28 protein-coding genes are annotated in these 24,800 nt (G+C 69.6%); 11 read left to right on the top strand and 17 right to left on the bottom strand.

From position 1 onward, the window contains the following. The first annotated feature begins 77 nt into the window (after positions 1-77). Positions 78-2,915 (top strand): vitamin B12-dependent ribonucleotide reductase, encoded by a 2,838-nt coding sequence (locus tag JKG67_RS05325; protein WP_203336229.1) that lies wholly within the window; start codon positions 78-80, stop codon positions 2,913-2,915. A gap of 111 nt (positions 2,916-3,026) precedes the next feature. Here JKG67_RS05325 and JKG67_RS05320 read toward each other — a convergent pair whose 3' ends face one another. From JKG67_RS05320 to JKG67_RS05265, 12 genes are all read right to left on the bottom strand, one after another. After that, the gene (locus JKG67_RS05320) at positions 3,027-3,530 is read right to left on the bottom strand and encodes a Na+/H+ antiporter subunit E (protein ID WP_203336228.1); all 504 of its coding nucleotides are present in this window, start codon (positions 3,528-3,530) and stop codon (positions 3,027-3,029) included. Next, positions 3,527-5,302, bottom strand: coding sequence for a proton-conducting transporter transmembrane domain-containing protein (locus tag JKG67_RS05315; RefSeq protein WP_203336227.1), 1,776 nt, complete (start codon positions 5,300-5,302; stop codon positions 3,527-3,529). The genes JKG67_RS05320 and JKG67_RS05315 overlap by 4 nt, the downstream gene beginning before the upstream one ends. Beyond that, positions 5,299-6,828 carry a complex I subunit 5 family protein gene (locus JKG67_RS05310; RefSeq protein ID WP_203336226.1) on the bottom strand — a complete coding sequence of 510 codons (1,530 nt, stop codon included), beginning with the start codon at positions 6,826-6,828 and terminating at the stop codon, positions 5,299-5,301. Before JKG67_RS05310 ends, JKG67_RS05315 begins: the two co-directional genes overlap by 4 nt. Further along, entirely contained in the window at positions 6,825-8,312 is a 1,488-nt protein-coding gene (locus JKG67_RS05305) for a complex I subunit 5 family protein (protein ID WP_203336225.1), read from the bottom strand. Before JKG67_RS05305 ends, JKG67_RS05310 begins: the two co-directional genes overlap by 4 nt. After that, positions 8,309-8,605, bottom strand: a complete 297-nt coding sequence (locus tag JKG67_RS05300) for an NADH-quinone oxidoreductase subunit K (RefSeq protein WP_203336224.1) — start codon at positions 8,603-8,605, stop codon at positions 8,309-8,311. The genes JKG67_RS05305 and JKG67_RS05300 overlap by 4 nt, the downstream gene beginning before the upstream one ends. Further along, positions 8,602-9,579: a hydrogenase subunit MbhD domain-containing protein gene (locus JKG67_RS05295; protein ID WP_203336223.1), complete on the bottom strand. Its 978-nt coding sequence runs from the start codon at positions 9,577-9,579 to the stop codon at positions 8,602-8,604. Before JKG67_RS05295 ends, JKG67_RS05300 begins: the two co-directional genes overlap by 4 nt. Continuing rightward, positions 9,576-9,863, bottom strand: coding sequence for a cation:proton antiporter (locus JKG67_RS05290; RefSeq protein ID WP_203336222.1), 288 nt, complete (start codon positions 9,861-9,863; stop codon positions 9,576-9,578). The genes JKG67_RS05295 and JKG67_RS05290 overlap by 4 nt, the downstream gene beginning before the upstream one ends. After that, positions 9,860-10,129 carry a hypothetical protein gene (locus JKG67_RS05285; protein ID WP_203336221.1) on the bottom strand — a complete coding sequence of 90 codons (270 nt, stop codon included), beginning with the start codon at positions 10,127-10,129 and terminating at the stop codon, positions 9,860-9,862. The genes JKG67_RS05290 and JKG67_RS05285 overlap by 4 nt, the downstream gene beginning before the upstream one ends. An 86-nt stretch (positions 10,130-10,215) precedes the next feature. Then, positions 10,216-10,380 (bottom strand): DUF8730 family Cys-rich protein, encoded by a 165-nt coding sequence (locus JKG67_RS05280; RefSeq protein WP_203336220.1) that lies wholly within the window; start codon positions 10,378-10,380, stop codon positions 10,216-10,218. Between the two features lie 24 nt (positions 10,381-10,404). After that, positions 10,405-11,220 (bottom strand): sulfite exporter TauE/SafE family protein, encoded by an 816-nt coding sequence (locus JKG67_RS05275; protein WP_203336219.1) that lies wholly within the window; start codon positions 11,218-11,220, stop codon positions 10,405-10,407. A 1-nt stretch (position 11,221) separates the two neighbouring features. After that, positions 11,222-12,586: an MBL fold metallo-hydrolase gene (locus tag JKG67_RS05270; protein WP_203336218.1), complete on the bottom strand. Its 1,365-nt coding sequence runs from the start codon at positions 12,584-12,586 to the stop codon at positions 11,222-11,224. Beyond that, the gene (locus tag JKG67_RS05265; RefSeq protein WP_203336217.1) at positions 12,583-12,897 is read right to left on the bottom strand and encodes a rhodanese-like domain-containing protein; all 315 of its coding nucleotides are present in this window, start codon (positions 12,895-12,897) and stop codon (positions 12,583-12,585) included. The genes JKG67_RS05270 and JKG67_RS05265 overlap by 4 nt, the downstream gene beginning before the upstream one ends. Before the next feature lie 243 nt (positions 12,898-13,140). Here JKG67_RS05265 and JKG67_RS05260 point away from each other — a divergent pair, with 243 nt between their 5' ends. The 5 genes from JKG67_RS05260 to JKG67_RS05240 all read left to right on the top strand — a co-directional run bounded on the left by JKG67_RS05260 (position 13,141) and on the right by JKG67_RS05240 (position 17,468). Continuing rightward, positions 13,141-13,725 (top strand): winged helix-turn-helix domain-containing protein, encoded by a 585-nt coding sequence (locus tag JKG67_RS05260; RefSeq protein WP_203336216.1) that lies wholly within the window; start codon positions 13,141-13,143, stop codon positions 13,723-13,725. Beyond that, the gene (locus JKG67_RS05255) at positions 13,722-14,963 is read left to right on the top strand and encodes an MFS transporter (RefSeq protein ID WP_203336215.1); all 1,242 of its coding nucleotides are present in this window, start codon (positions 13,722-13,724) and stop codon (positions 14,961-14,963) included. The genes JKG67_RS05260 and JKG67_RS05255 overlap by 4 nt, the downstream gene beginning before the upstream one ends. Positions 14,964-15,265: 302 nt before the next feature. Next, positions 15,266-15,811 carry a hypothetical protein gene (locus tag JKG67_RS05250; RefSeq protein WP_203336214.1) on the top strand — a complete coding sequence of 182 codons (546 nt, stop codon included), beginning with the start codon at positions 15,266-15,268 and terminating at the stop codon, positions 15,809-15,811. A 26-nt stretch (positions 15,812-15,837) separates the two neighbouring features. Then, positions 15,838-16,659, top strand: coding sequence for a hypothetical protein (locus JKG67_RS05245; RefSeq protein WP_203336213.1), 822 nt, complete (start codon positions 15,838-15,840; stop codon positions 16,657-16,659). Between the two features lie 44 nt (positions 16,660-16,703). Next, positions 16,704-17,468 (top strand): Pr6Pr family membrane protein, encoded by a 765-nt coding sequence (locus JKG67_RS05240; protein WP_203336212.1) that lies wholly within the window; start codon positions 16,704-16,706, stop codon positions 17,466-17,468. Here JKG67_RS05240 and JKG67_RS05235 read toward each other — a convergent pair. Together JKG67_RS05235 and JKG67_RS05230 are read right to left on the bottom strand one after the other, a co-directional pair. Continuing rightward, entirely contained in the window at positions 17,359-17,982 is a 624-nt protein-coding gene (locus tag JKG67_RS05235) for a TetR/AcrR family transcriptional regulator (RefSeq protein WP_203336211.1), read from the bottom strand. The genes JKG67_RS05240 and JKG67_RS05235 overlap by 110 nt on opposite strands. A 79-nt stretch (positions 17,983-18,061) precedes the next feature. Next, positions 18,062-18,451 (bottom strand): DUF2237 family protein, encoded by a 390-nt coding sequence (locus JKG67_RS05230; protein ID WP_203336210.1) that lies wholly within the window; start codon positions 18,449-18,451, stop codon positions 18,062-18,064. A gap of 213 nt (positions 18,452-18,664) precedes the next feature. Here JKG67_RS05230 and JKG67_RS05225 point away from each other — a divergent pair, with 213 nt between their 5' ends. Beyond that, positions 18,665-19,279 carry a DUF6198 family protein gene (locus JKG67_RS05225; protein ID WP_307816444.1) on the top strand — a complete coding sequence of 205 codons (615 nt, stop codon included), beginning with the start codon at positions 18,665-18,667 and terminating at the stop codon, positions 19,277-19,279. Positions 19,280-19,292: 13 nt separating this feature from the next. Here the strand turns inward: JKG67_RS05225 and JKG67_RS05220 are convergent, their stop codons facing one another. Then, positions 19,293-19,697 carry a hypothetical protein gene (locus JKG67_RS05220; RefSeq protein WP_203336209.1) on the bottom strand — a complete coding sequence of 135 codons (405 nt, stop codon included), beginning with the start codon at positions 19,695-19,697 and terminating at the stop codon, positions 19,293-19,295. A 105-nt stretch (positions 19,698-19,802) separates the two neighbouring features. Between JKG67_RS05220 and JKG67_RS05215 the strand changes: the two genes are divergently transcribed. Then, positions 19,803-20,324 (top strand): hypothetical protein, encoded by a 522-nt coding sequence (locus JKG67_RS05215; protein WP_203336208.1) that lies wholly within the window; start codon positions 19,803-19,805, stop codon positions 20,322-20,324. A gap of 177 nt (positions 20,325-20,501) precedes the next feature. Beyond that, positions 20,502-20,678, top strand: coding sequence for a DUF1918 domain-containing protein (locus JKG67_RS05210; RefSeq protein WP_203336207.1), 177 nt, complete (start codon positions 20,502-20,504; stop codon positions 20,676-20,678). Positions 20,679-20,693: 15 nt separating this feature from the next. Here JKG67_RS05210 and JKG67_RS05205 read toward each other — a convergent pair whose 3' ends face one another. Beyond that, positions 20,694-21,350: a CHAD domain-containing protein gene (locus tag JKG67_RS05205; protein ID WP_203336206.1), complete on the bottom strand. Its 657-nt coding sequence runs from the start codon at positions 21,348-21,350 to the stop codon at positions 20,694-20,696. Between the two features lie 36 nt (positions 21,351-21,386). Here JKG67_RS05205 and JKG67_RS05200 point away from each other — a divergent pair, with 36 nt between their 5' ends. Both JKG67_RS05200 and JKG67_RS19025 read left to right on the top strand, forming a co-directional pair. Then, positions 21,387-22,229: an enoyl-CoA hydratase-related protein gene (locus JKG67_RS05200; RefSeq protein ID WP_307816443.1), complete on the top strand. Its 843-nt coding sequence runs from the start codon at positions 21,387-21,389 to the stop codon at positions 22,227-22,229. Between the two features lie 39 nt (positions 22,230-22,268). Then, complete coding sequence (locus JKG67_RS19025; protein ID WP_203336205.1) at positions 22,269-24,074, top strand: DUF4012 domain-containing protein; 1,806 nt, start codon at positions 22,269-22,271, stop codon at positions 24,072-24,074. A 52-nt stretch (positions 24,075-24,126) separates the two neighbouring features. Here JKG67_RS19025 and JKG67_RS05190 read toward each other — a convergent pair whose 3' ends face one another. Next, the gene (locus tag JKG67_RS05190; protein ID WP_203336204.1) at positions 24,127-24,702 is read right to left on the bottom strand and encodes an Ig-like domain repeat protein; all 576 of its coding nucleotides are present in this window, start codon (positions 24,700-24,702) and stop codon (positions 24,127-24,129) included. Between the last annotated feature and the right edge of the window lie 98 nt (positions 24,703-24,800).

Below are 24,800 nucleotides of genomic sequence, written 5' to 3'. Positions count from 1 at the left end.
GGCACCACTCTTCGAGCAGATCGCACCAATCCACCACACCAGCACCAGTGCCCCGGGGACGGGGAGACGGAGGAACAATGACCGAGACGGTGAGCGGGTCCGCGGCAGCGACCGGGACCGGCGTACGGATCGAGCGGGTCTTCAGCACCGAGGGCGTGCACCCGTACGACGAGATCACCTGGGAGCGCCGCGACGTCGTCCAGACCAACTGGAAGACCGGCGAGACCGTCTTCGAGCAGAAGGGCGTGGAGTTCCCGGACTTCTGGTCCGTCAACGCCTCCACCATCGTCACCACCAAGTACTTCCGTGGCGCGGTCGGCACCGAGGTCCGCGAGTGGAGCCTTCGGCAGCTGATCGACCGGGTGGTGCACACCTACACCGCAGCCGGTCTGGAGCACGGCTACTTCAGCTCCGAGGCCGACGCGGAGCTCTTCGAGCACGAACTGACCTGGTTGCTGGTGCACCAGTACTTCTCGTTCAACTCCCCGGTGTGGTTCAACGTGGGCACCCAGAGCCCGCAGCAGGTCTCCGCCTGCTTCATCCTCTCGGTCGATGACTCGATGGACTCGATCCTCAACTGGTACAAGGAAGAGGGCTTCATCTTCAAGGGCGGGTCGGGTGCTGGCCTGAACCTTTCCCGGATCCGGTCGTCGAAGGAGCTGCTCTCCTCCGGCGGCACCGCCTCCGGCCCGGTCTCCTTCATGCGCGGTGCGGACGCCTCGGCCGGCACCATCAAGTCCGGCGGCGCCACCCGACGGGCCGCCAAGATGGTGGTGCTCGACGTCGACCACCCCGACATCGAAGAGTTCGTCGAGACCAAGGCGCGCGAGGAGGACAAGATCCGCGCGCTGCGTGACGCCGGCTTCGACATGGACCTGGGCGGCACCGACATCACCTCGGTGCAGTACCAGAACGCCAACAACTCGGTCCGGGTCTCCGACGAGTTCATGCGCGCGGTCGAGGAGGGCACCGAGTTCGGCTTGCGGGCCCGCAAGACCGGCGAGGTCATCGAGACCGTCGACGCCCGCACGCTCTTCACGAAGATCTCGCAGGCCGCGTGGGCGTGCGCGGACCCGGGTCTGCAGTACGACGACACCATCAACGACTGGCACACCAACCCCGAGACCGGCCGGATCACCGCATCCAACCCGTGCTCGGAGTACATGTCGCTCGACAACTCCTCGTGCAACCTGGCCAGCCTCAACCTGCTCAAGTTCCTCCGCGACGACGACACCTTCGACGGTGAGACCTTTGCCAAGGCCGTCGAGCTGATCATCACCGCGATGGACATCTCGATCTGCTTCGCCGACTTCCCGACCGAGCCGATCGGTGAGACCACCCGCGACTACCGCCAGCTCGGTATCGGCTACGCCAACCTCGGCGCGCTGCTGATGGCGATGGGCCTGGGCTACGACTCCGACGGTGGCCGGGCGATGGCCGGAGCGATCACCTCGCTGATGACCGGTACGTCGTACAAGCGGTCCGCCGAGATCGCGGCCGTGGTCGGCCCGTACGCCGGCTACGCCCGCAACGCCGAGGCGCACAACCGGGTGATGCGCAAGCACCAGGCCGCCAACGACGCGGTCCGGGCGACCCACCCCGAGGACGCCAGCGTGCACAAGCTGGCCACCGCCGCCTGGGCCGACGTGCTCCGGCTGGGGGACGAGCACGGCTTCCGCAACGCGCAGGCCTCGGTGCTCGCACCGACCGGCACCATCGGTTTCATGATGGACTGCGACACCACCGGCATCGAGCCGGACTTCTCGCTGGTGAAGTTCAAGAAGCTCGTCGGCGGCGGTTCGATGCAGATCGTCAACCAGACCATCCCGCGGGCGCTGAAGAAGCTCGGCTACCAGCCCGAGCAGATCGAGGCGATCGTCGACTACATCGCTGAGCACGGCCATGTGGTGGACGCGCCCGGTCTGAAGCTCGAGCACTATGAGGTCTTCGACACCGCGATGGGCGAGCGGGCGCTGAAGCCGATGGGCCACGTGCGGATGATGGCGGCGGCGCAGCCGTTCCTCTCCGGTGCGATCTCCAAGACGGTGAACCTGCCCGAGTCGGCGACGGTCGAGGAGATCGAGGACATCTACCTGCAGTCGTGGAAGCTGGGCCTCAAGGCCACCGCGATCTACCGCGACAACTGCAAGGTGGGGCAGCCGCTGTCGGACGCGAAGGCGAAGAAGGCCGACGCTTCGGCGGACGACAGTGCCGAGAACACCCAGGTCATCGAGAAGGTCGTCTACGCACCGACCCGCAAGCGGTTGCCGAAGTCGCGGTCCTCGCGGACCACGTCGTTCACCGTCGGTGGCGCCGAGGGCTACATGATCTCCGGCGCCCACGACGACGGCGAGCTGGGCGAGATCTTCCTCAAGCTCGGCAAGCAGGGGTCGACCCTGGCTGGCGTGATGGACGCGTTCTCGATCGCGGTCAGCATCGGCCTGCAGTACGGCGTGCCGCTGGAGACCTACGTCTCGAAGTTCACCAACCTGCGGTTCGAGCCGGCCGGCATGACCGATGACCCGGACGTGCGGATGAGCCAGTCGATCATGGACTACGTGTTCCGCCGGTTGGCCCTGGACTACCTGCCGTTCGAGGCGCGGTCGGCGCTCGGCATCTACTCCGCCGAGGAGCGTCAGCGCCAGCTGGAGACCGGGTCGTATGAGCCGGTCGAGGAGACCGGGTCGGCAGCCGAGTTGGTCGAGACCCCGGTGGAGGTCGTCGAATCCCGCGCCGAACTGCCGGTCGTCGAGGTGGCGGCGCCCGCCGAGGTGCACACCTCGGCCGAACTGCTGGAGTCCATCACCGGCACGGCCGTGGACAGCCCGCTGTGCTTCACCTGCGGCACCAAGATGCGCCCCGCCGGTTCCTGCCACGTGTGCGAGGGATGCGGCAGCACCAGCGGCTGCAGCTGAGCCGGTTCGGCCTCGACATTCGCTGGTCGAGTGTCGTGCCAGTTCGGTGGTCGAGTGTCGTGCCTGTTCCTCGCCGACACTCGACCACCGAACCACCCTGCATCCCAGCTATCAGCCGCGCGCCCATCCACTGACCCGACCCACGCGGTCCTCGAGCTCGGCGACCTGGCTGCGGACGTCGGCGCTCACGTCGAGGGCGTGCACCTGCAGAACGTCGCCGTCGAGTTCGGCGGACAGGGTGCCGGGCATCAGGCTGATCATCCCCACCACCACACTGCGCGCGGTTCCCGGTGGGATCGCCAGCTGGTGACGGACCAGACCGGGATCGAGCGGCAGCCGGGGAGACAGCGCCTGACCGGCGACCACGACACCACCTGCGAAGGACCGGGCCAGGAACCAGCCGATCAGGCCCAGCAGCGCGCCGGTGCGAGCAGCCAGCCGCCGCGGCCGGACCCCACCGGAGCTCGGCGGGCTCAGCCGCAGGCTCAACGCCGTGGCCAGCACGACCACCACCACGCCGTAGGGCCAGCCGTACGTCTCCCCCTCGCTCACCGCCCACCAACACACGCCCAGCGCGAGGGCCCGGCACAGGCCGGCGCTCAGGTACGCCGTCATCGGACCACCCCCGCCCCGAGCAGCACCAGCAGCAGGCCGAGAGTGACCACCCCGGAGACCTCCCAGACCCGGAGCTGCTGCTCGGCACCCCTGAGCACCGATCCCGTCGCGCCGAGTCGTCGTACGCCCGCAGCGAGGATGTCGATCAGAGCAGACCGCACAGCGAAGCCACGAGCGGCGCCTCGTTCAAGCGCCCACCGGACCCGGAGGATGAGCGCCTCCTCGGGGACCACGAGGTCTCCAGGAGGCAGGAACCGTCCATCCGGGTGTGCGGCCCACCCCGGCAGCCTTTCGTGGTGGGAGAGCCACCAGGCGACGGCCGAGATCGCGACCCCGAGCAGGATCGGCCAACTCGCATCCCACAGTGTCACCGGCTCCAGATCGGGGACCGTGGTGACCGGGAACCATTCGCCCGCGAGGATCCAGGTGAGGCTGATGCCGGCCACCACGAGCACCGACCAGGAGACCAGCGGGGCGTCCACGCGGTGCGGCTGTTGCCGTGGCCCGCTCAGCAGCAGGAAGGCGAACCGGGCCAGCAGGATGGTCGAGCCGGTGGCCACCAGCGGCAGCAGGCTCACCAGGTCGACACCCAGCAGGCTCGCCTCCCCGACCGCCCCCTTGGCGGCGTACTTCGCCACCGAGCCGCTGCTGAACGGTGCACCGGCCACGGCCAGGGCGGCGCCGAGCAGGGCTCCGACGATCCACCAGCGGATCACCCCGGAGCCGTAGCGCCGCCACAGCGGGATGCCGAGGAAGAGCGCCCCCTTGGCCAGGCCATGGTGGGCCGCATAGAGGACAGCGGCCACGATCGCGGCGTCGGCCAGTTCGGGGGCCGCGAGCGCTACCCCCACCAGGGCGGCCAAGAAGCCCATCTGGCTGATGCTGCTGTAGGCGAGCGCCACCTTCGCGTCGCCCTGGAGGACACCGGCCGGCACCGCGAGGAAGGCGCCGAGCAGGGCGAGCACGACCAGGAGCAACCCCCACCCGGGCTGGGCCTCCTCGCCGAGGGGGAGGAACCGGATCCAGCCGACGATCCCGGCCTTGATCATGCAGCCGGAGAGCACCGCGCTGGCAGCCGGTGGCGCGGCCGGATGCGCCAGCGGCAGCCACACGTGCAACGGCACCGTGCCGGCCTTCACCCCGAACCCGACCAGCAGTACGGCGACGATCAACCCGGTCGACTCCGACGCGGCGACCGCAGCCGGGGCGTCGGCCAGCACCCGGCCACCCGCGGCCGCGACCAGGATCAGGCCGCCGAGGATGAACGTCTCGCTGATCACGGCGAGCACGAGGTAGATCCGGCCTGCCCGGCGCGCGAAGTCGGTCCGCTCGTGGACCACCAGCCCGAAGCCGGCGAAGCTCATCACCGCGAACGCCAGATAGAAGGTCACCGCGTCGGCGGCCACCAACAGGCCGATGTTGCCCACGAAGGAGACCAGCAGGAACGACATCAACGCAGGGGCACGCGCGGTGCCGACGGTCGCGACCGCCACCGCCGCGACGCCGTACAGGATCGCGGCGACCAGCAGCAGCGGTCGGCCGACGGGGTCGACCTCGAGCATCGTGCCGAGCAGCAGCCACGGGATCTGGACGGCCCCCGCGGCAGGTCCGGCGAAGGCCAGCGCGAGGGCGGGGAGGACCGTCGCCGGGGCGAGCAGGACCAGCCGACGTCGCCACCGCTCCGTCGCCGGGTCAGGGGCGAGGCCGACCAGCCCCAGTGCGAACACGGTCGCGACGGGGGTGAGGAAGGAGACGGCCCACAGCGTGCTCACAGTCCCAGATAGCTCCTCTCCGCGATCTTCCTGGCGACCTCCAGGGGTGAGTAGGGCATCTCCGCGAGCAGCCCGGCGAGGAGGGCGAACAGTGCGGCGGCCACGGCCGGGAGCAGCAGCGACGGCGGAGCCTCCAGACGACGTGCGGTGGTTCGGACGCCTTCCCACGGCGGAGACTCGCCCGGGTCCAGGAACCAGAGCCGGTAGACGATCGGCAGGAAGTACGCCGCGTTGAGGAGGCTGCTGGTCAGCAGGACCGCGACGATCCAGGGGTGACCTGCCTCGATCCCGCCGAGGCCGAGCTGCCACTTGGAGACGAATCCAGCCACCGGTGGCAGCCCGATCATGCCCAGCGCGCCGACGGTGAAGGCGGCGGCGGTGACGGGCATCCGCCGGCCCACGCCGCGCAGTTCGCTGACCTTGTGCAGCCCGAGAGTCTCGGCGAAGAGTCCGGCACAGAAGAAGAGGGTGATCTTCATGAGGCCCTGGTGGACGAGGTGGACGATGCCGCCGGTGGTCGACACCACGCCGACCACCGCGATACCAAGCGTCACGTAGGAGACCTGACTGACGGTGGAGTAGGCGAGCCGCCGCTTGAGGTCGTCCTGGAAGAGAGCGAGCGTGGACCCGAAGATGATGGTGGCGGCCGCCAGTACCGCGAGCGGCAGCAGCACCCCGAGAGTGTCGGCCACCTCCACGCCGTAGGTGTGGTGGACGACCCGGACGATGCCGAACACCCCGGCCTTGACCACGGCCACCGCGTGCAGCAGCGCACTGACCGGAGCCGGCGCGACCATGGCGCGCGGCAGCCACCCGTGGACCGGGATCAGCGCGGCCTTCACGGCCAGGCCCGCGATGAGGAGCACGAAGACCGCCTGGGCCAGCCGTGGCTCGGTGGTCGCGAGGTGTGCCAGTTGCTGGGCGCCGCCGGCGGTGAACTCGACGGGTCCGACCAGGTGAGTGAGCCAGGCGACCCCGGCCAGCAGCACGATGCCCCCGCTGAGGGTGTAGACGAGGTAGGTGCGGGCCCCGGCAATGGCCTGGGGAGTGCCGCGGTGGGCGACCAACGGGAACGTCGCGAGGGTGAGGAACTCGTAGAAGATCACGAAGGTGACCAGGTTGCCGGCGAGTGCGATGCCGACCGTGGCGGTGACGCACAGGCTGAAGAAGCCGAAGAAGCGGCTGCGGCCGGGCGAGCCCTCCAGGTAGCCGATCGCATAGACGGTGGTGGCCAGCCACAGCAGCGCGGACAGTCCGAGGAACAGCAGCGAGAGCTGTTCGACGCGCAGCACCAGGTCGATCCCGGGCAGGAACGGGGAGCGCCACTCCAGGCTCCGTCCGGCCACGATGGGCGGCACCAGGACGACGACCAGGCCGACCTTGGCCACGGCTCCGCTCACGTTGAGCACCGTCCGGAGGCGGACCTGCTCGTCGCGTAGGAAGAAGATCAGCACGCCGGGGACCAGGGAGGTCATCAGCAGCAGCACGGGCACGTAGTTCAGGCCGGGCAGGTCGGTGAGGTTCATGGCCCACCCCCGACCGGCGCACCGACCCCGAGGAGCCCCAGCAACCCGGACGAGGAGACCCCGAGCATCACCGCGAGGGCGGCCATCGACAGGGCGGCCCACTCCATCCGGCGGGGCACCGGCGCCAGCGGCGCCAGCTCCGCGTCCGGTGGGTTCACGGTCGCGCCCAGCACCCGGACCGTGTACGCCGCGGTGAGCAGGCCGCCGACGAGCAGCACCGGCAGCCACCACCACTGCCCGCTGATCAGGCTGGCTTGGAGCAGTTGCCACTTGCCGACGAACCCGAACGTCGGCGGGAGGCCGGCAAGGCTCGCCCCGGCCAGTCCGAACGTCAGGGTGCTCATCGGCATCCGGGTCGCCGCGCCGCGGAGGTCGGTCAACCGGTCGCTGCCGTGAGCCAGCGCCAACGTCCCGGCAGCCATGAACATCGCCGCCTTGGCCAGCCCATGCGCCAGGGCGAGACCGAGCGCCCCGGTCCAGCCGGCGTAGGCCGCCTGCGCCGCGGTGGTGCCGGCGGCCTCACCGAGACCGGGGGTGGCCAGCGGGAACAGCAGGAACAGGTAGCCGACCTGGGCGACCGTCGAGTAGGCCACGATCGGTTTGAGTCGCGGCTGGCGCAGCGCAAGCACGGCTCCCCAGACCACGGCCACGGTGCCGAGGATGCCCAGCAGTTGCGCGGCGCCAGGAGTGGCGGCCCCACCGAACACCACGAACCAGACGCGGACCAGAACGAAGAGGGACGCCTTCACCACCAGCGCGGACAGGATGGCGCTCACCGCCGACGGGGCCGCGGCGTGCGCCTGGGGCAACCACGCGTGCAGGGGGAACAGAGCCGTCTTCAGCGCCAGGCCCAGGGCCATCACGGCCAGGGCCGTCGCCGTCAGTGCTGTCACGGCGGTCGTCGCGCCGTCGAGCCGCTCGCCCGCCTCGACGATGTCGAGGGTCCCCGCCTCGGCGTACACGAGGGCGACCCCCAGCAGGTAGGCCAGCGAGCCCAGCACGGCGACGAACAGGTAGCGCAGCGCCGGTGGGTAGGCGTCACGGCCGCCGAGCGCCACCAGCGCCACCGCGCTGAGGCCGACCAGTTCCAATGCGACATAGGTGTTGAACAGGTCTCCGGAGACGTAGACCGCGTTGAGGCCGGACCACAGGGCGAGCCACAACGGCCAGAAGAGCGGCCGCCCGGATGCGGCGTCGGAGCCCGTGGCGTACACGGTGGTCGCGACCCCGACGACCGCGGTCAGGGCCAGCATCGCCGCGCTCAGACCGTCGGCACGCAGGTCGATACCGAGGGGCGCGCCCCACCCGGCGAGCTCCAGATGACGAGGACCGGATCGGTACACCGCGGCCGCGGTGGTGAGCGCGAGTGCCAGCGTTGCCGCAGCCGTGACGATCCCGACCCACGGGCCATGACGGGGAAGTAGGGCTGCGAGAACGGCCCCGCCGAGAGGCAGGAGCACCAGGGCGCCGAGGGTGTCGTTCACCGGCGACCCCCCTCCGTCAGGTCGCCCTCGATGCGCCGGACCAGGCCGATCGCGAAGCCGGTGACACTGACGGTGATCACGATGCCGGTCAGCACCAGCGCGTGCAGCACCGGGTCGGGACCATCGGGTCCACCGCCGCGCAGCGCCAGCGCGACGAGGATCATCAGCACCCCGCCACTGGCCACGTTCAGAGCCAGCACCCGGGTCAGCAGGTCGCGGGTGAGCAGCAGCCGGGCCGCGCCGAGCACGGCCAGTCCGGCGCCGACGGCCAGGAACAGCTCCTCGCGGGTCATCGGGTCCGCTCCGGGCTCGAGACGCCCACCGGTGGCGTCGGCGGGTCCTGATTGGCGACGAACAGCGCCGCCAGAGTCATGGCGATGCTGACGGTCAGCAGCGCCTCGAGTGCGAGGATCGCCTCGCCCGCCCAGGCCGCCCCGAGGTCGAGCCAGCCGGCGCCCAGGGCAGCGGTCAGATAGGCCAGGGTCAGGAAGCCGGTGAGCCCGACGGCGAGCGTGGGACGCAGCAAGTCCGAGGCCGGCACGGCGCCCGGCCAACCCCCGAGGCGCATCAGGAGCAGTCCGCCGGCGAGCACGGCCCCGGCCTGGAAGGCGCCGCCCGGGGCGACCGAGCCGGCCACCAGCAGCCATCCGGCGACCACGACCAGCACCGGGGCGAGCACCCGCACCAGCAGACCGAGCAGGTCCGGCGTCCTGGTCGGCGCGGGCACCCCACGCAGGGTCGCGTCGGGTTGCAGGGCGAGGGCGGCCAGGACGGCCACCAGCAGGACCGCGATCTCCAGCAGAGTGTCGTAGCTGCGGAAGTTCAGCAGGACGGCGGTGACCGGATGACTCACTCCGGACTCATCGAGGCGGTCAGCCACCAGGTCGGCCGCACCCGGACCCGGGGACGTGAAGGGCCCGATGTCGACCAGCACCAGGGCCAGCCCGACCGCCAGCACCGCAGCCAGGACAGCACCGACGACGGCCAGCACCTGACGGTGGTGACCGGTGGCGCGCTCGGGGCGGCGGGACCGTTCGTAGACGGCGTCGATCAGTAGCGCCGAGGTCACACCGGCACCGATCGCAGCCTCGGCCAGCGCGACGTCCGGCGCACCGAGGCGGGTCCATGCGATGGCGAGCAGCACGCCGAACACCAGGAACATCACCACCGCGGTGCTCCTGCGTGGCACGAAGAGCGTCAGGCCGGCGGCGGCGAGCAGGCCGCCGACGAGGAGCGCGTCGAGTATGGTCACCGGCGCCGCGCTCATCGCCCTCCTCCCTGGTCGCCCGCCCCGGAGGCCAACAGGTGGCTGCTGGTCGCGGAGGCGAGCAGGGCCAGCGCCCAGATCAGGCCGAGCTTGAGGGCCGTGGCAGGTGAGTCGGCCTGGAGCGCCAACGCGGCCAGCACCAGACCCAGTCCCAGGTTGTCGGCCTTGGTCACCGCGTGCAGTCGGCTGTGCAGGTCGGGGAACCGGAGCAGTCCGACGGTGCCGGCGGCGAAGAAGAAGCAGCCGGCCACCGCGAGGATGACGGTGACGACGGTAAGGATCACTGGCCCCGCTCCTCGGCCCGCACCCGGACGACCACCACCAGTGCCGCCAGCGCCACCAGAGCCAGAGCCGTGTCCCGCAACGCGGCGACATCGGTCGCTTCAGCGAGGACCGCGAGCAGGGCCGTGCCGGTGGTGCCGAGCAGGATCACGCCGAGCAGGCGATGCCGGGTCGAGGGGCCGGCGAGCACCCGTGCCAGCCCGACGAGCACGTTGAGCAGCAGGAACGTCGCCACGGCGAGGAGCACACCGTCCGGCACGGGGACCACCCCTCAGCATCCGTTGGCAACGCGTCACCGGCCACCCTAGAGCGTGCCGACCACTCCCGTGGCGGGGTGGGGCCCTGCCCCTGGCGTCAGCGACCCAACAGTCGCGCCAGGAACCCGGGGCCACTCGGCTCGTTCGGGTGCCCGGGGCACCACTGGCCGGCGGGGACTCGCGCCTTGACCTGGGCGACGTGCTGGCCGCAGCCGGCCCAGGTGGTCTTGCCGCAGTTGCGGCAGCGGGTGGGTCGACACATGGTGGTGGTCCTTTCGTTGGGGTGTCAGATCAGTTCGGGGAAGGCTTGGACAGCGGTGAAGACCGCGACGGCAAGCACCATCACCGTGAAGGTGGCGGCGACCAGGTGCGCGTCGAGACGCCGGACCAGGCGGGCGCCGACCAGGGCGGCCACCGCGGCAGCCGCGGCCAGCACCAGCACCGGACCCCAGTCGGGGGCCACGCCCACGCCGGTGCGCACGGCGAGGGCCGACGTACTGGTGATGGCGATGACCACCAGCGCGGTGCCTGCGGCGTACCGCATCGGCAATGCCAGCGCCATCAGCAGTGCGGGGACGACAAGGAAGCCGCCGCCCACCCCGAGGAAGCCGGTGAGCAGCCCGACCGCGGTCGCTGCCACCAGCACCTTCAGCGCCCGTGGACACTGGCAGGCGAAGGTGGGCCGGAAGCTGATGATCGGCTCCTCCAGAGCGGCCGGGTAGGACGTGGCGCTGCGGCCGTGTCGCCATACCCGCCACGCCATCAGCGTGCCGACCAGAAGCATCAGCGCCGCGAACGAGGCCATCAGCACCTCGCCGCTGACCAGTGCCGAGGCCTTGGCGCCGACGACCGCGCCGCCGACAGCCACCAGGCCGAAGGCGACGCCGCGGCCGAGCTTCACATGTCCGACCCGGTGCGCGGCCACCGCGCCGATCAGTGCGGCAGTGCCGACGACCACCAGGGCGCCGGTGGTGGCCTGGGCGGGGGACTGGTCCAGCAGATAGACCAGCACCGGCACGGCCAGGATCGATCCGCCGCCGCCGAGCACGCCCAGGGACAGGCCGATCAGCAGCCCGGCGGCCGCAGCGATGGCGAACTCCACCTCACACCTGGACCAGTGCCAGGCCGACCTTCGCGGCGTTGTCGAAGGAGTCGTCGACGGCGACCAGGTCACGGCCGCGGGCGCTCAGCATCGACGCCGCCACCGCCGCCCGGTAGCCGCCCGCGCAGTGCACCCACACCTCGCCGGTCGGCACCTCGTCGAGGCGAGGCAGGAGTTCGTGCAGGGGGATGTTCACCGCGCCGTCGATCGCCGCAGCCTGGTGCTCGTCGCCGCGACGGACGTCGAGGATCACCACGTCGCGGTGGTGGCGCACCTGGGCCAGGTCGGCGAACGTGGCCGTGGGGAACGAGGCCACCGGACCGGTCGTCCAGTCCTCCGGCTTGCCGGTGGCCTGCGCTGCGGGCCGGTCGATACCGATCCGGACCAGTTCTCGCTGCGCTTCGGCCACGTCCTCGGCGGTCTCGCCGAGCAGTGTCAGCGGTGTCCCCCACGGGATCAGCCAGCCGAGGTAGGTCGCGAAGCTGCCGTCCAGGCCGAAGTTCAAGGTGCCTGGCGCGTGTCCGGCCGCGAACGCGGTCCGGCTGCGCAGGTCGACCACCCATTCACCGGTGTCGATCCTCCGGCGCAGCTCTGCCGGGTCGGCTTCGGCTGGGGGAGTGAGGTCGGGTGCTTCGGGTCCGCGCGCGTTCGCCGGAGCCATGTGTACGTAGTAGGCGGGCCAGTTGCTCAATCCGGCGAGCAGCTCCCGCACGTAGGTCTCCTCGTCCTGGGTCAGCACCGGGTTGTGCTTGCGCTCGTCACCGATCGTCGACTCGCTGGCCTCGGACTGGGTGGCGGAGCAGAACGAACCGAAACCGTGGGTGGGGAAGACCTCGGCGTGGTCGGGGAGCAGGTCGGCCAGACGGTGCGCCGACGCGTGCTGGTGCCGGACCAGGTCGTGGGTGTGGTCAGGCCCGAGTAGGTCGGGGCGGCCGGTCGCGCCGTACAGCAGCGATCCGCCGGTGAAGACGCCGACCTGGTCGCCGGAGCCGTCGGTGAGCGCGTAGGACAGGTGCGTGAACGTGTGCCCGGGGGTGGCCAGCGCGGTCACCGTCATCGAGTCACTCACCCTGATCACGGTGCCGTCGCCGATCGGGGTGCGCTCGAAGGTGACCTCGTCCGCGGCGTTGATCAGGTACGCCGCCCCAGTGGCCCGGGCGAGCGCGAAGCCACCGGTCACGTAGTCGTTGTGGATGTGGGTCTCGAAGACGTGGGTGAGGCGGACTCCGTGCGTGTCGAGCAGGTCCAGGACCCGGTCGATGTCGCGCTGCGGGTCGACGACGAAGGCGACCTCGCCGTCGTGGACCAGGTAGCTGCGGTCGCCCAGGGTGGGGGTGTCGATCGCCAGGATCGTCAGGCCGGTCATCGGGTCACGCCCGTCCGGACCGGGTGGCCGGCGCGCAGCCAGGCCGCGGTGCCTCCGGCGACGTTGATCGCGTCGAAGCCGCGCCCGCGCAGGAGGTCGGTCATCGCGGCACTGCGGTTGCCGGATGCGCAGATCACGTAGACGGGGCGGCTCATGTCGAGCTCGCCGGTCCGGGCGGCCAGTTGGCCCATCGGGATGTTGACGGCGCCGGCGGCGTGCACCTGGGCGAACTCGGATGGTTCGCGGACGTCGATGACGGCTGCTCCGCGGGCCACGGCGGTGGCCACCTGGTCGATCTGCTCTTCAGGCATCCTACGACTCCCTTCGTATCCCCCCAGGGGGTTAGTGGTATGAACCCTAGCATATCCCCCCGGGGGGTTATTCCACGTTCGCCCTTCCCGTGCATTGGGCACCCTGAAACTGGCCTCGCGCATGCGGAACGCACGGGAATGGCGAACATGGGGGCTGGTCTGACCTGACCTCGGGGCCCTGGTGTGCGATCAATGCTAAAGAGATCTTGCGCAAGGAACCTTTAGCAAGTTAGAGTCGTCCTCATGGCAACTCCCGACGATGTCTCGCAGGCCTCTCCCACCGCCTCCACTCCGGAGCAGATGCGTGCCCTCACGCACCCGCTGCGACTGCAGATCCTGGAACTGATGGGCGATGAGGGGGACCTGACCGCCACCCGCTGCGCCGAGCTGACCGGGGAGTCGGTGGCGAGTTGCTCCTATCACCTGCGCCAGTTGGCGAAGTACGGCTTCGTGGAGCGTGTGGACACCGCGAGCGGCAAGGAGCGCCCCTGGCGCGCCGTACGCCACTTCTCGGTGCGTCCCGACCTGGAGGTGCCCGGGGCGCTGCCTGCCGCACAGGCCTTCGGGGACCTGTGGGTGACGCGGGTCTTCGACCGGATCCGCGACTGGATGGCTCACGTCGACGGCGACGACCCCGAGTGGCTGCTGGCCTCCACTCAGACCAGCTCCCGGGTCTGGGCCACCAGGGAGGAGCTCGATGAGCTCTCCCGTGGTCTCGAGAAGCTCACCGAGCACCTTCAGGGGCGGTGGGAGGATCCCGCCAAGCGACCTCCCGGGTCGCGGCCGGTCAACCTGTTCGCCAGCGCGTGGGCGGACATCGAGTCATGAGCAAGCCTGCCGAGCTCCGCACCCCCGCCTTCCGCCTGCTGCTGGCCTCCTGGTGGGCGACCAATATCGCCGACTCGCTGTTGATGCTACTGCTGGCGGTCTGGGTCACCGATCTGACCGGTTCGGCCACCGCCGGGGGCATCACCTTCGCCGCGCTCGGCCTTCCGGCCTTGGCTTCGCCGGTCCTGGGCCGGGTTGCCGACCGGGTCTCCCGGCGCCGGATGCTGGTCACGACGTACGCCGTGGGAGCGCTGGCACTCACGCCGCTGCTGGTGGTGACCGACGCTGCCCAGGTCTGGGTCGTCTACGTGGTCACGGTCGCCTACTCGGCCATCAACTACGCCACCGGTGCCGCCCAGTCGGGACTGCTGCGCGACCTGCTGCCCGACTCCGCGCTGGGGCATGCCAATGCGCGTCTGTCGATGATCGACCAGGTGTGTCGGATCGTTCTCCCGATCGTGGGGGCGGCTGCCTACGTCGTGGTCGGCATCGTGCCGGTCGTGCTGGTGGCCATGCTCGGCTTCGCGGTCGCTGCACTGTTGCTGTCGAGGGTCAGACTGACCGAGTCCCGTCGGGTCGATGACGGGGAGCCGCTGGTGCGGCAGTTGACGGCCGGGTTCCGGCACCTGTTGACCACGCAGCCGCTCGCTGGGCTGACTCGTGCGGTGGTGATCGCGATGGCCATCACCGGACTGCTCAATGGGATCGTCTTCGCCGTCCTGGATGCGCACGGGGTCCCCACTGCCTTCCTCGGCCCGCTGATCGTGCTGCAGGGCATCTTTGGCCTTGCCGCCGGTGCGACCGCCCCCCGGTTGATGAACAGGTTCGGGCGGGTCCGGACCACGGCCTTCGGCCTGGGCCTGTTGACGCTGGGCCTGGTGCCGCTGCTGCTGCCGTGGCTACCGCTGATCGTGGCCGGCATGGCGCTGGTTGGCTACGGCGTGGTCAGTGCGGTGGTGGCTTGGGCGACCGAGCGACAGATCGCCACTCCGGCCGGACTGCAGGGGCGTACGGCCGCGGCCGGCCAACTGATGATGAACCTTCCGCAATCCCTGCTCACCCTGGCCGGAGCCACCGTGATCGTCGTCGTCGACTTCCGGTGGGTGGTAGCGGTGACCATCCTGGGCTGCCTGGTCGCGGCCGTGATGGCCATCCGACTCCGTGACCGCGCGACCACCCCCACCCACACAACCCCCACCCCCGAGTCCACCCCCACCGATCTCCTCCCCACCCCCTGACCCACCCCCGACGAAGTGGGGTTTGTGGCCGCGCGAGGTGGGGGTTGTGGCCGCCCGAGAGGGGGGTTGTGGCCACCCGGGAGGGGGGTTGTGGCCGGTCGGGGGTGTGGGCTTCGGGGTCCGGCTACGACCACACCCTGCTCTCCGAAGGGAGCGTCAGGTACCACCGCCGCACCTGAACCAGCGGGCGGGCTCAGCGGGTGGCCCTTTGTCCACAGGGAGAACCACAAGGGCTTCCCCCTGTCCGGGGTGGCTGGGTAGCCTGCCTCCTGATCTGGTTGCCTTGCTCGGGAGGTCCCCTCGTGATTCTTCGACGTCGCACCGCTGTCGTCGCTGCCGTTGTTGTGGCGATGGCCGGTGCCCTGTCCGCGTGTACCGGCGACGACCCGGGTCCTGCTCCGGAGCCGACCGTCGCGCCGACCCCTGCTCCGGACCCGGAGCCCGAGCCGACTGCGGAGCCGGTGGAGCGGGAAGACCCCGAGGACTTCATCCGCCGATGGCGTGAAGTCTCCACGGAGATGCAGAACACCGGGATCACGACCTCCTTCCGCTTGCTATGGGACGACTGTGATTCGTGCGAGGGTTTGGCTAGTTCCGTGGAGGAGTTCTACGAGCAGGGTGGCTACATCAAGACCGACGGGGTCAGCCTGAGCGACTTTGAGTATGTCGGTCGCGTGGGGCGTGTTCGGGAGTACCGATACCTCGTCGAAGCGACGCCGACTGAGTACAAGAAGTCTCGCGATGCCGAGATTGAGCACCTGGAGGGCGGCCAGTTCACTGGGTTCGTACGGATCAGGCCGGCAAACGACACATGGAAGATTCTTGACTACGGGACATACGTGCCGTGAGGCTCGCTGGCGTATTGGGATGCGGCGTGGCCCTTTCGATGGCCTTGTCTGTGCCCTCTGGACACGCGGCCGAGTCCGGTGCTGGGGCGACCCTGGACGAGGCCCACGCACAGGTAGTGACGTCGGCCGATGCCGCCAACGCGACGATTGCGCAGACGACCGCAGAGCGGGATTGGACGTGGACTCCGAGCTGCGCTCATGAGCCCTCCACCTCGTGGCAGGAGGCGTGCACGAGGCTTCGACGGTGTTCGGGGGCCAGGGAGGGTCATCTCTTTAACCTCTGGTGGAGGCCCAAGGATGCAGGTGACGCGATCCCCTGGACGTGGCACAGCCAGGCGTGTCTGGGCGAGACGGATCTTGCTGAGATTGGGACGGTGACGCCGGGGGTGGTGCAGCGGGCGTTTGAGCGGTTGGAGTGGCCGGCGGCGGAGCTGTTTGTGGAGCCGGATCGTGGGTGGACGTTGGTGCAGTTGGAGACGAACTTCTATACGACGAATACGGAGCCGAGTCGTCAGGTGGTGGTGTTGTTCGGGGTGGAGGTGGAGGTGGAGGCGTCGCCGGTGTCGTGGACGTGGCGGTTCACGGAGGGGAAGTCGGTGTGGGAGGAGCGGCATCGGGTGGTGACGACGTCGTCGCCGGGTGCTCCGTTGCCGGTGGGGTCGGTGAGTCATGTGTATCGGTGGGCGGGGCAGGTGTTTCGGCCGCGGGTGGATACGACGTATGTGGGGCGGTTCCGGGTTGATGGTGGTGGGTGGCAGGAGATTCCGGAGTCGTTGACGGTGCCGGGGGTGCCGATCGAGTTGGCGACTCGGGAGGCTGCCGCGGTGCTGGTCGACCCACACGGCTGACGAAAGGCTCGACGGCCGCACCTCGATCTGTCAGGCTGCCGAGCGTGACCACACTGTCTCGGCTCTGGCATGCCGTCATCGCGCTGATCGTCCTCGGCTCGCTGGTGATCCAGATCATCATCGCCGTCGAGGCGCCCAGTCAGCCGCCGGGACACGAGGTGGGTCTGCTCGCCGGAGCCCCGCTCGCCGAGCGCATCGTCCGGGTGTTCAGCTTCTTCACCATCCAGAGCAACATCCTCTGTGGGATCGTCGCAGCAACCCTAGTGGTCAACCCGGATCGCGACGGACCCTTGTGGCGCCCGGTGCGCGTGGCCGCGGTCTTCGGGATCACCGTGACCGGCATCGTCTACGCGACGATCCTGGCCGCCATCCACACCCCCGTCGGCTGGATGCAGGTGTGGAGCAACGCTGGCTTCCACTATGTCGTGCCGGTGATGACCCTGGTCGGGTGGCTCATCTTCGGGCCACGACCCCGCGTCGACCGGCGCACGATCGCGCTGGCCATGCTCTGGCCGATCATCTGGACGGGCTACACCCTGCTCCGCGGCGCGGCGACCCAGTGGTACCCCTACCCATTCATCGACGTGGCCGCCCACGGCTACTCGGGCGTCGCCATCAACATCGTCGCGATCCTGCTCGGTGGGCTGGTGCTGATCGGCATCATGGCTGCCCTGGACAGGGCGTTGCCCGCCACCGGCGTCAGATCTGCTGCAACATCCTCGGCAGCACCTGGGACAACACCATCCGCGCATCGGCGATCAACTCGTCACGAGCAGGACGATCCGGATCAGCCAGCCACAGCCCGCTGAGCTTCAAGCCACCGCCCACCAAGAAGGCGCCCAGGAAGGTGCGCTGCCCTGGGGTCAGTGCCCCGGCTTCGAGTTCGAACAGGTCGGCAGCATCGGAGATGAACTGCCGGTTCCACTTCCGGGTGATCTGATCCACGCGGGGGCTGACCCCGCGGATCTCCACCAACTGGATCCGCGCTCGTTCCGGGTACTTCTCGGACCACGCGAGATAGGCGTCGAGTTGGACGAGCAGCTTGTCCACGGCGTTCGATTGGGTGGTCACCGCGTCGGACAGGTGAGAGCGCAGGTCCTCGACCACCGTCGTATAGACCTCGGCCAGCAGATCCTCGAGCGTCTCGAAGGACTCATAGAAGTAGCGTTTGGTCAGCCCCGCCTCGGTGGCCACCGCGCCGATCGTGGCACCCCGAAAGCCTCGCGAGCCGAGCACCGTGATCCCGGCATCGATCAGCCGCGACCGGCGCGCCGCAACCCGCTGGTCCTGTCCGACCCCGCGATAAGTGCGACTGGTGTTCACTTCGAGAGTGTGACAGGGTGACACAACCCCGCGTCCTTAAGGTTCTACCTTCATTCCAGTCACATTCAAGTGCTTGGCTTCATACCAGGGTGCCGGGGTCATCCGGCACATCCACCGCATGCTCACGCAGCGCTTCGACCGGGATCACCTCAAGAGCTCTGACGTTGGTGCTCGCCAGCACCACCGGTGCCGCCGCGCCGTCCTGATAGGCCTGCAGCCATCGCGCCGCCACCACGCACCAGCGATCGCCTGGCGTCAGGCCGGGGAACTGCCACTCCGGTCGCGGCGTCGACAGGTCGTTGCCGACGGCGATCTGGTGTGCCAGGAACTCCTCGGTCATCACCACACACACCGCATGTACGCCGACGTCGTCAGGCCCGCACGTGCACACGCCGGTGCGGTAGAAGCCGGTCATCGGGTCGGTGCCGCACGGTTCCAAACTGCCGCCGAGGACGTTGAGTTCGGTCATACCTCCAGCCTGCCACGGCTACGACGACGGACCGCCGCCCGGACCCACTGAAATTTCTGCCATTCATCAGGTTTCAACTCACCAGGGCTGGGTAGAACTCACGATGGCGGCGCCAAGTCTGCCGGTCGTTCATCTCGGGTACGACCGGCAGGCACCCCGTCAATCGAGTCGGCGATCCTCCGAACCGGTGAGAAGTGCGCGACACTGACCACCGTGAATGACGTCCTGCAGGCCTCGCCGCCGCACTCCTGGGTCGATGACCTCTTCGCCATGGCCAGTGGCACCGTGGTGGTCTCCTTCGGGGTGCACCTGCTCAGCTCCGTGGAGGCCGTCACCGGGGGCACGGCGGGACTCGCCCTGTTGATCTCCTACTGGACCGGGCTCGCGTTCGGTTTAGCCTTCGTGGCCATCAACCTGCCCTTCTTCGCCCTCGCCCTGGCGCGCAAGGGCTGGCGTTTCACCGCCCAGAGCCTGATCGCAGTGCTGCTCGTCGGGGCCCTGTCGGCGGTGCACCCGCGACTTCTCGACGCGTCGGGGATTCAGCCGACATACGCGATCCTGCTGGGCAACCTGTTGATCGGCATCGGCCTGCTGATCCTCTTCCGGCACGGCTCCAGCGTCGGTGGCTTCAACATCATCGCGTTGCTCGCCCAGGAACGCCTCGGCTGGCGGGCCGGCTACGTGCAGATGTCCCTCGACGTGGCCGTGGTGCTCGCTGCCTTCGCGGTCGTCACCCCGTCAATGGTGCTGCTCTCCGCGCTCGGCGCGGCACTGTTGAACCTGGTGCTCGCACTCAACCACCGCCCCGGCCGCTACTTCGGGATCTGATCTCGGACCACGCTCAAGCCGCCTCGTCCATCGGCACCGGCGCGATATCGGTGTCGTTCGCCAGGTGGATCACCTCCAGGCTGACTCCCTGCCGCTGCGCCGCGGCGTACACGGCGGCGGCCGTCTCCCGGTCCCGAGGAGCGGGCGGCCCGGCACCTGGCCGGGTCAACAACAGCGCCACGCTCCCGCCGGGGAAGAACTCGCGCAGCACGTGCTCGAGGAAGTCGATGAGTTGGTCGGCGTCGGCGTCGGTGAAGACCGGTGGCAGGTCGTCGACCTCCAACAGGTGCGGCACCGCGTGACCGTCGGCCTCCACCATGCAGGCCCACAGGGCGTGTTGCGCGAACCCGAGTGGCTGCATCAGCGTCCGCCACAACTGCTCGACATCGGACTGGGTGTGAATGAGTGGTGTCTCCATGCCACCAGCCTTGCGGCAGTCACCTCCACCCAACCGAGTTCATCCACAGCAGGGCGCCGGCGTCGAGGCTGTGGAACACAACTGGTCGTGTGCTTTGCTGGTGGCATGACTCAGGCGTTTCGAACCCTGCAGGTGATCGTCAGTGCGGTGATGGGCACCGTCGTCGTCCTCGGAGCCGTCGTCTACGTCGCGCTCGGCTCGGTCGACCCGTGGGCGATGCCCCCGGTGTGGGTGCTGCCCGTCGTGGTGGTGATGGGTGTCAGCGCCGCCCTCATCACCTACGCGATGAACACCCAACTGCCCCGGCTCGACCCGACCGCCCCCCGATCCCAGACCAACGCCTTCGGCCCCTTCCAGGCCAACACCATCCTCAAGATGGCGACCGCCGAGATGGTCGCTCTGGTCGCCCTGGTGCTGGCGTTCCTGGTCGATGAAGGGTCGCTGCTCACCTACGTCGTCGGCGCGGCCATCTCGCTGGTCATCCTGGCCACCCTGGTGCTGCCCACCCGCTCGGTGATCGCTCGCGCCGAGCAACAGATGGACTCGGCCGGTGGGCGTTCCCACCTGCTGGAGTTGAGTGGCCTGGAACCATGGTCCGGAGACCACTCCGACAATCCCAACCACTGATCGGAGCCCCCATGTCCACCTCACTCCTGGTCGCCGCAGTCGTGGTGGTCGGATTCGTGATCCTGCTCGGCCTGTTGCTGGGGATCATCGCGCTCGCCCGCCGTCAGTGATCCAGCCCCTTCCACCCCCTCGACAACGGGGCGTCGGCACGGTACACAGGAGGTGGAGGTGGTCGAGATGCGCGCGAACGTCGGAGACCGCGTCGTGACCGAGGGCAAGCACGTCGGTGACGCACGCCGCGAAGGGGAAGTGATCGAGGTCCGTGGTGAGAACGGAGGGCCGCCCTTCGTGGTCCGCTGGGACGACGGCCATGAGGGCCTCACCTGGCCCGGACCGGACACTCACGTGGTCTGACGGCGCATCGGCGCCTCAGCCCTTGTCCGCCAGCCACGCCTCCAGCATCCGCGCATCCAGCCTGGCGCCGACCCGCGCCTGGATCCGCTGCGCCGAGGCGGCGAGTGCGGCTGCCGGCTCGTAGATGTCGGCCACCACCTCGGCGGCGTACCGGGCCCGCTTGGCGGCCTTGCGCAGGTCATGAGGGTCCGAGTCGGCTCGCTTCGCCAGCCGGGCCCGCTCCCGGGCGGTCACCTTCTCGGCCGCCTCGACGGCCCAGCCGCCAGCAGGCCAGTCAGGACCGGTGACCGCTGCGTCCCAGGCGTCCAGCAACCGCCGGGTACGACGGTGCGTCACCGCGCCGCGTGCCTCGGCCAGCCTGCGCTCACGCTCGCGGTGCAGGTGGTCGGCGTACTCGTCGATCCCACGCTGTCGGAGCAACTCGGCGATCACGTCGACATCGCGCAACGGCGACAGGCCACGGGCCAGCCGCTGCCACCCCGGGCCCAGGTCGACGACCTCGTCGGGCAGATAGACCCGGTACGCCGAGACCACGCTGCGCAGCCGTCGGATCCGGACCCGTGCGACGTGGACCTGCCGAGGCACCGCCACCTGGGGGAGTGCCTCGCCGAGTTCCCGACGCTGCTGCTCCAGCCAAGGACGCAGCAGACCGGTCGTGGTCAGAGGTCGCACCCATCCATCCTTGCACCCGGGCTAGCATCAGCGATCGTGTCCGATCAGAGCGAGCAGTCCAGCCCAGCCAACGCCACTCCAGCCACCATCAGCATGGCCGACGGGCAACTGCTGTTGACCCGCACCCCCGGCGTGCTCACGGTAACCCTCAATCGCCCCGAGCGGATGAACGCGATGACGTCGGGGATCTACGCCGCGCTGGCCGAGGTCGCCGCCTCGCTCACCGGAGACCGCGACACCCGCGCGGTGGTGATCACCGGTGCCGGCGGGAAGGCGTTCTCCGCCGGCAACGAGATCTCCGCGTTCACGCAGATGTCGACGGGGGAGGAAGGCGTCGGCTACGAAGCCGGCATCCGGGAGGTGATGCGTGGTCTGGCCGAGCTCGACCAGGTCACCATCGCCGCCATCGACGGTGCCTGCGTGGGCGGCGGACTCGCGGTGGCCACCTACTGCGACATCCGAGTGGCCACCACCGGTTCGCGCTTCGGGTATCCGATCGCCCGCACCCTCGGCAACGCGCTGGCGGCGCCGGTGCTGCACCGATGCGTGGAGACCTTCGGGGAGTCGCTCACCAAGGAGATGCTGCTCGCCTCCCGGCTCGTCGACGCGGACCGAGCGTACGCCGTCGGCGCGCTCGCCGAAGTGGTCGCGGACCGAGCGGGGCTGGAGGCCGCTGTCGAGCGGATCACGACGGGGATCCGACGGGCCGCCCCGCTCACCCTGGCCACCACCAAGGCACAGCTGCGTCGCCGCGCCACGATCCTCGACGCCGTCAGCGGTGACGAGGAGCTGCTGATCGCTGCCTACGGCAGCGCTGACTTCGCTGAAGGAGTGCGTGCGTTCGTGGCCGGGGAGAAGCCCACGTTCACAGGCCGGTGAACGGCCTCGGTGGGACCTTCGGCCCGCTACCCTGAGCGGGTGCCGGACGAAGAGATCGAGTTCCGACGGGTCCGCCGTCGCAGCAAGCGGTGGCGTCGGCGGCAGACCGAACGCCGCCTGAAGATCGCCGGGGGCATCGCCCTCGGCGTGATCGCGCTGGGGGCGCTACAGATCGGGCTGGCCTCCTGGCAACTTCAGGTGGCGGCCTGGCGGGTCACTGACGCCCAGACGCACCTCAGCCACGGGGATGTCACCGGAGCTCGCGAGGCGACCTCGCTGGCCCGGCGCGCTGCCACCCGATCACGCTGGATCGCCGAGGGTCCGCACCTGTGGGTGGCCGGGCGATTGCCACTGGTCGGCAGTGACGTACAGGCGGTCCGCACCGTCGCCAAGGCCACCCGGGAGTTGACCGGGCCAGTGGCCGACGAACTCTTCGAACTACGGGTGATCCTGGACCCCGAACGCATCCGGCCGGTCGACGGCCGCGTCGACCTGGCCCCGTTCCATCAGGCAGCGCCGCACATGCGCTCGGTCGCGGATCGGGTCAGTGAGGTGCACGCCGACCTGGCCGCCAAGGTCAACGCTCGACGGGTGATGCCGCTGCTGCGTCCCGGTGTGTTGGAGGCGTCCACCCAGGTGGCCCGGTTGCAGCACGAGACCGACTTCGCTGCCGGGGTCCTCGAGATCACGCCGGCGATGCTGGGCGCCGAGGGCCGGCGCACCTATCTGGTGGCCTTCCAGAACAACGCCGAGTTCCGCAGCACCGGAGGCATCCCCGGTGCGTTCGCGGTGATCGACATCAACAAGGGCGCCTTCAAGATGCGCGAGCAGGGGGCCGGCCAGCACTTCGGCGGCGGCCTCGACGAACCCGTGCTACCGCAGACCGAGGAGGAGGACGCGCTCTTCGGTGACAAGCTCGGCCGGTTCGTGCAGAACGTGAATCTGACCCCCGACTGGTCACGCAGTGCGGAGCTCCTCGCCGCGATGTGGGACCGCAGCGCCGGGCGACCGGTGGACGGCATCTTCTCGGTGGACCCGGTGGCGCTCGCCCACGTGCTGCGTGGCACCGGCGCGGTGGCGCTTCCCGACGGCAAGGTGGCGACCGCGGAGACCGCGGTTCCCGTGCTGCTCAACGAGACGTACCTGGACTACAACACCCAGTTGGAGCAGGACCTGTTCTTCGAGGAGTCGGCCCGGCGGATCTTCGAGGACCTGACCCAGGGTGTCGGTGACGCCGGCGAGGCGCTGCGCGGCCTCTACCAAGGAGCCCGGGAGGGCCGCGGCTACGTGTGGCTGGCCGATGCGGACGAGCAGGCGAGGATCCTGCCCAACATGGTGGCTGGCTCGTTCGCGTCCGGAGATCCGAACCGTCCCGAGGTGGGCGTCTACCTCATCGACAACACCGGGACCAAGCTCGACTACTACCTGACCTCGCGCACCGACGTCACCCGGATCTCCTGCCGCGGCGGCGGCCAGCAGTTGCAGGTGCAGACCCACATCTCCTCGGCGGTCCCCGCTGATCAGGTGCACCTGTTCCCGGCGCTCCTGCTGGGAGCTCCGGTGCCGAATGCCCCCGAGGGCAGCGTGCTGCTGTCGATCAACGCCTACGGGCCTCCCGGGTCCACGATCTCCGACCCGCTACTGGACGGCGATCGTGGCGCCCCCGCAGAACTCGAGCACGAGGGTCGACCCGTGGTGGCTCGCACGCTGATCGTGGAGCCGGGCCAACAGGTCACCCTCGGCTGGACGATGGACGTCCCGCAGACCGGGGCGCCGAGGCTGCGGACCACGCCCGGAGCCTGGTCATCCGGCGTCGGGCATGTGGAGCGGCACGGCTGCGAGTGAACGCACGGCTGCGCGTGGCCAGCACCGGCCCGTCGAGGCGTGCCGCTGGGGCTCAGACGTGCTCGACCTCGCGGTCCCGCGCCTTGCGGACCAGGTAGTAGCCGACGCCCAGAGCGATCGCCGCGAGCAGCAGCAGCCACCACCAGAAGCCGCCGGTGTTCGGGAGCAGGCCGCCGATCGGCGAGGTGCCGCCCTTGGTCTCATCGGTCTTGGGGCCACCGACGTCGGCGCAGTTGGGCGCGTCCTTGGTGAACGACGACCGGGCGCTCGAGGAGGTGAAGTTGGAGCCCGCGGCCGGCTCGAAGACGGCTTCGACCTGGTTGTCGCCACGCGGGATGTCGCGGTTGGGTACGGCGAGCCGGGCGACGCCGTTCGCGTTCACCGACGAACTGGCGAGCACCTGACCGTTGAGGGAGAAGGTGACCCGACCCTCGGGTGACTGGGTGGCGGCGTCGCTGTTGACGGTGGCCCGGAACGTCGCTTCGCTGACGAAGCAGAGGTCGCCCGCCTGCAACTGCAGGCTGGTGCGTGCTGACGGCTGGTAGCTGCTGGCCGCGGCTGGGACGGCGATGAGCGCCGCGAGGGCGATCGCCAGCATCGCTGCGAGGCGTATGGAACCAGTGCGCATCTTCAAAACCCCTGTCTAGGCCCGGATCTGCGGCCGATACTACGCCCAACGAGCGCTGACCGGACAGGTCACGGGGGGAAACACGCCGATCTCGGTGG

The organism is Nocardioides limicola (assembly GCF_016827675.1).
Taxonomy (GTDB): Bacteria; Actinomycetota; Actinomycetes; order Propionibacteriales; family Nocardioidaceae; genus Nocardioides; species Nocardioides limicola.
Note: the sequence above shows the minus strand (reverse complement) of the source record. Positions and strands in the feature narration are given on the sequence as shown.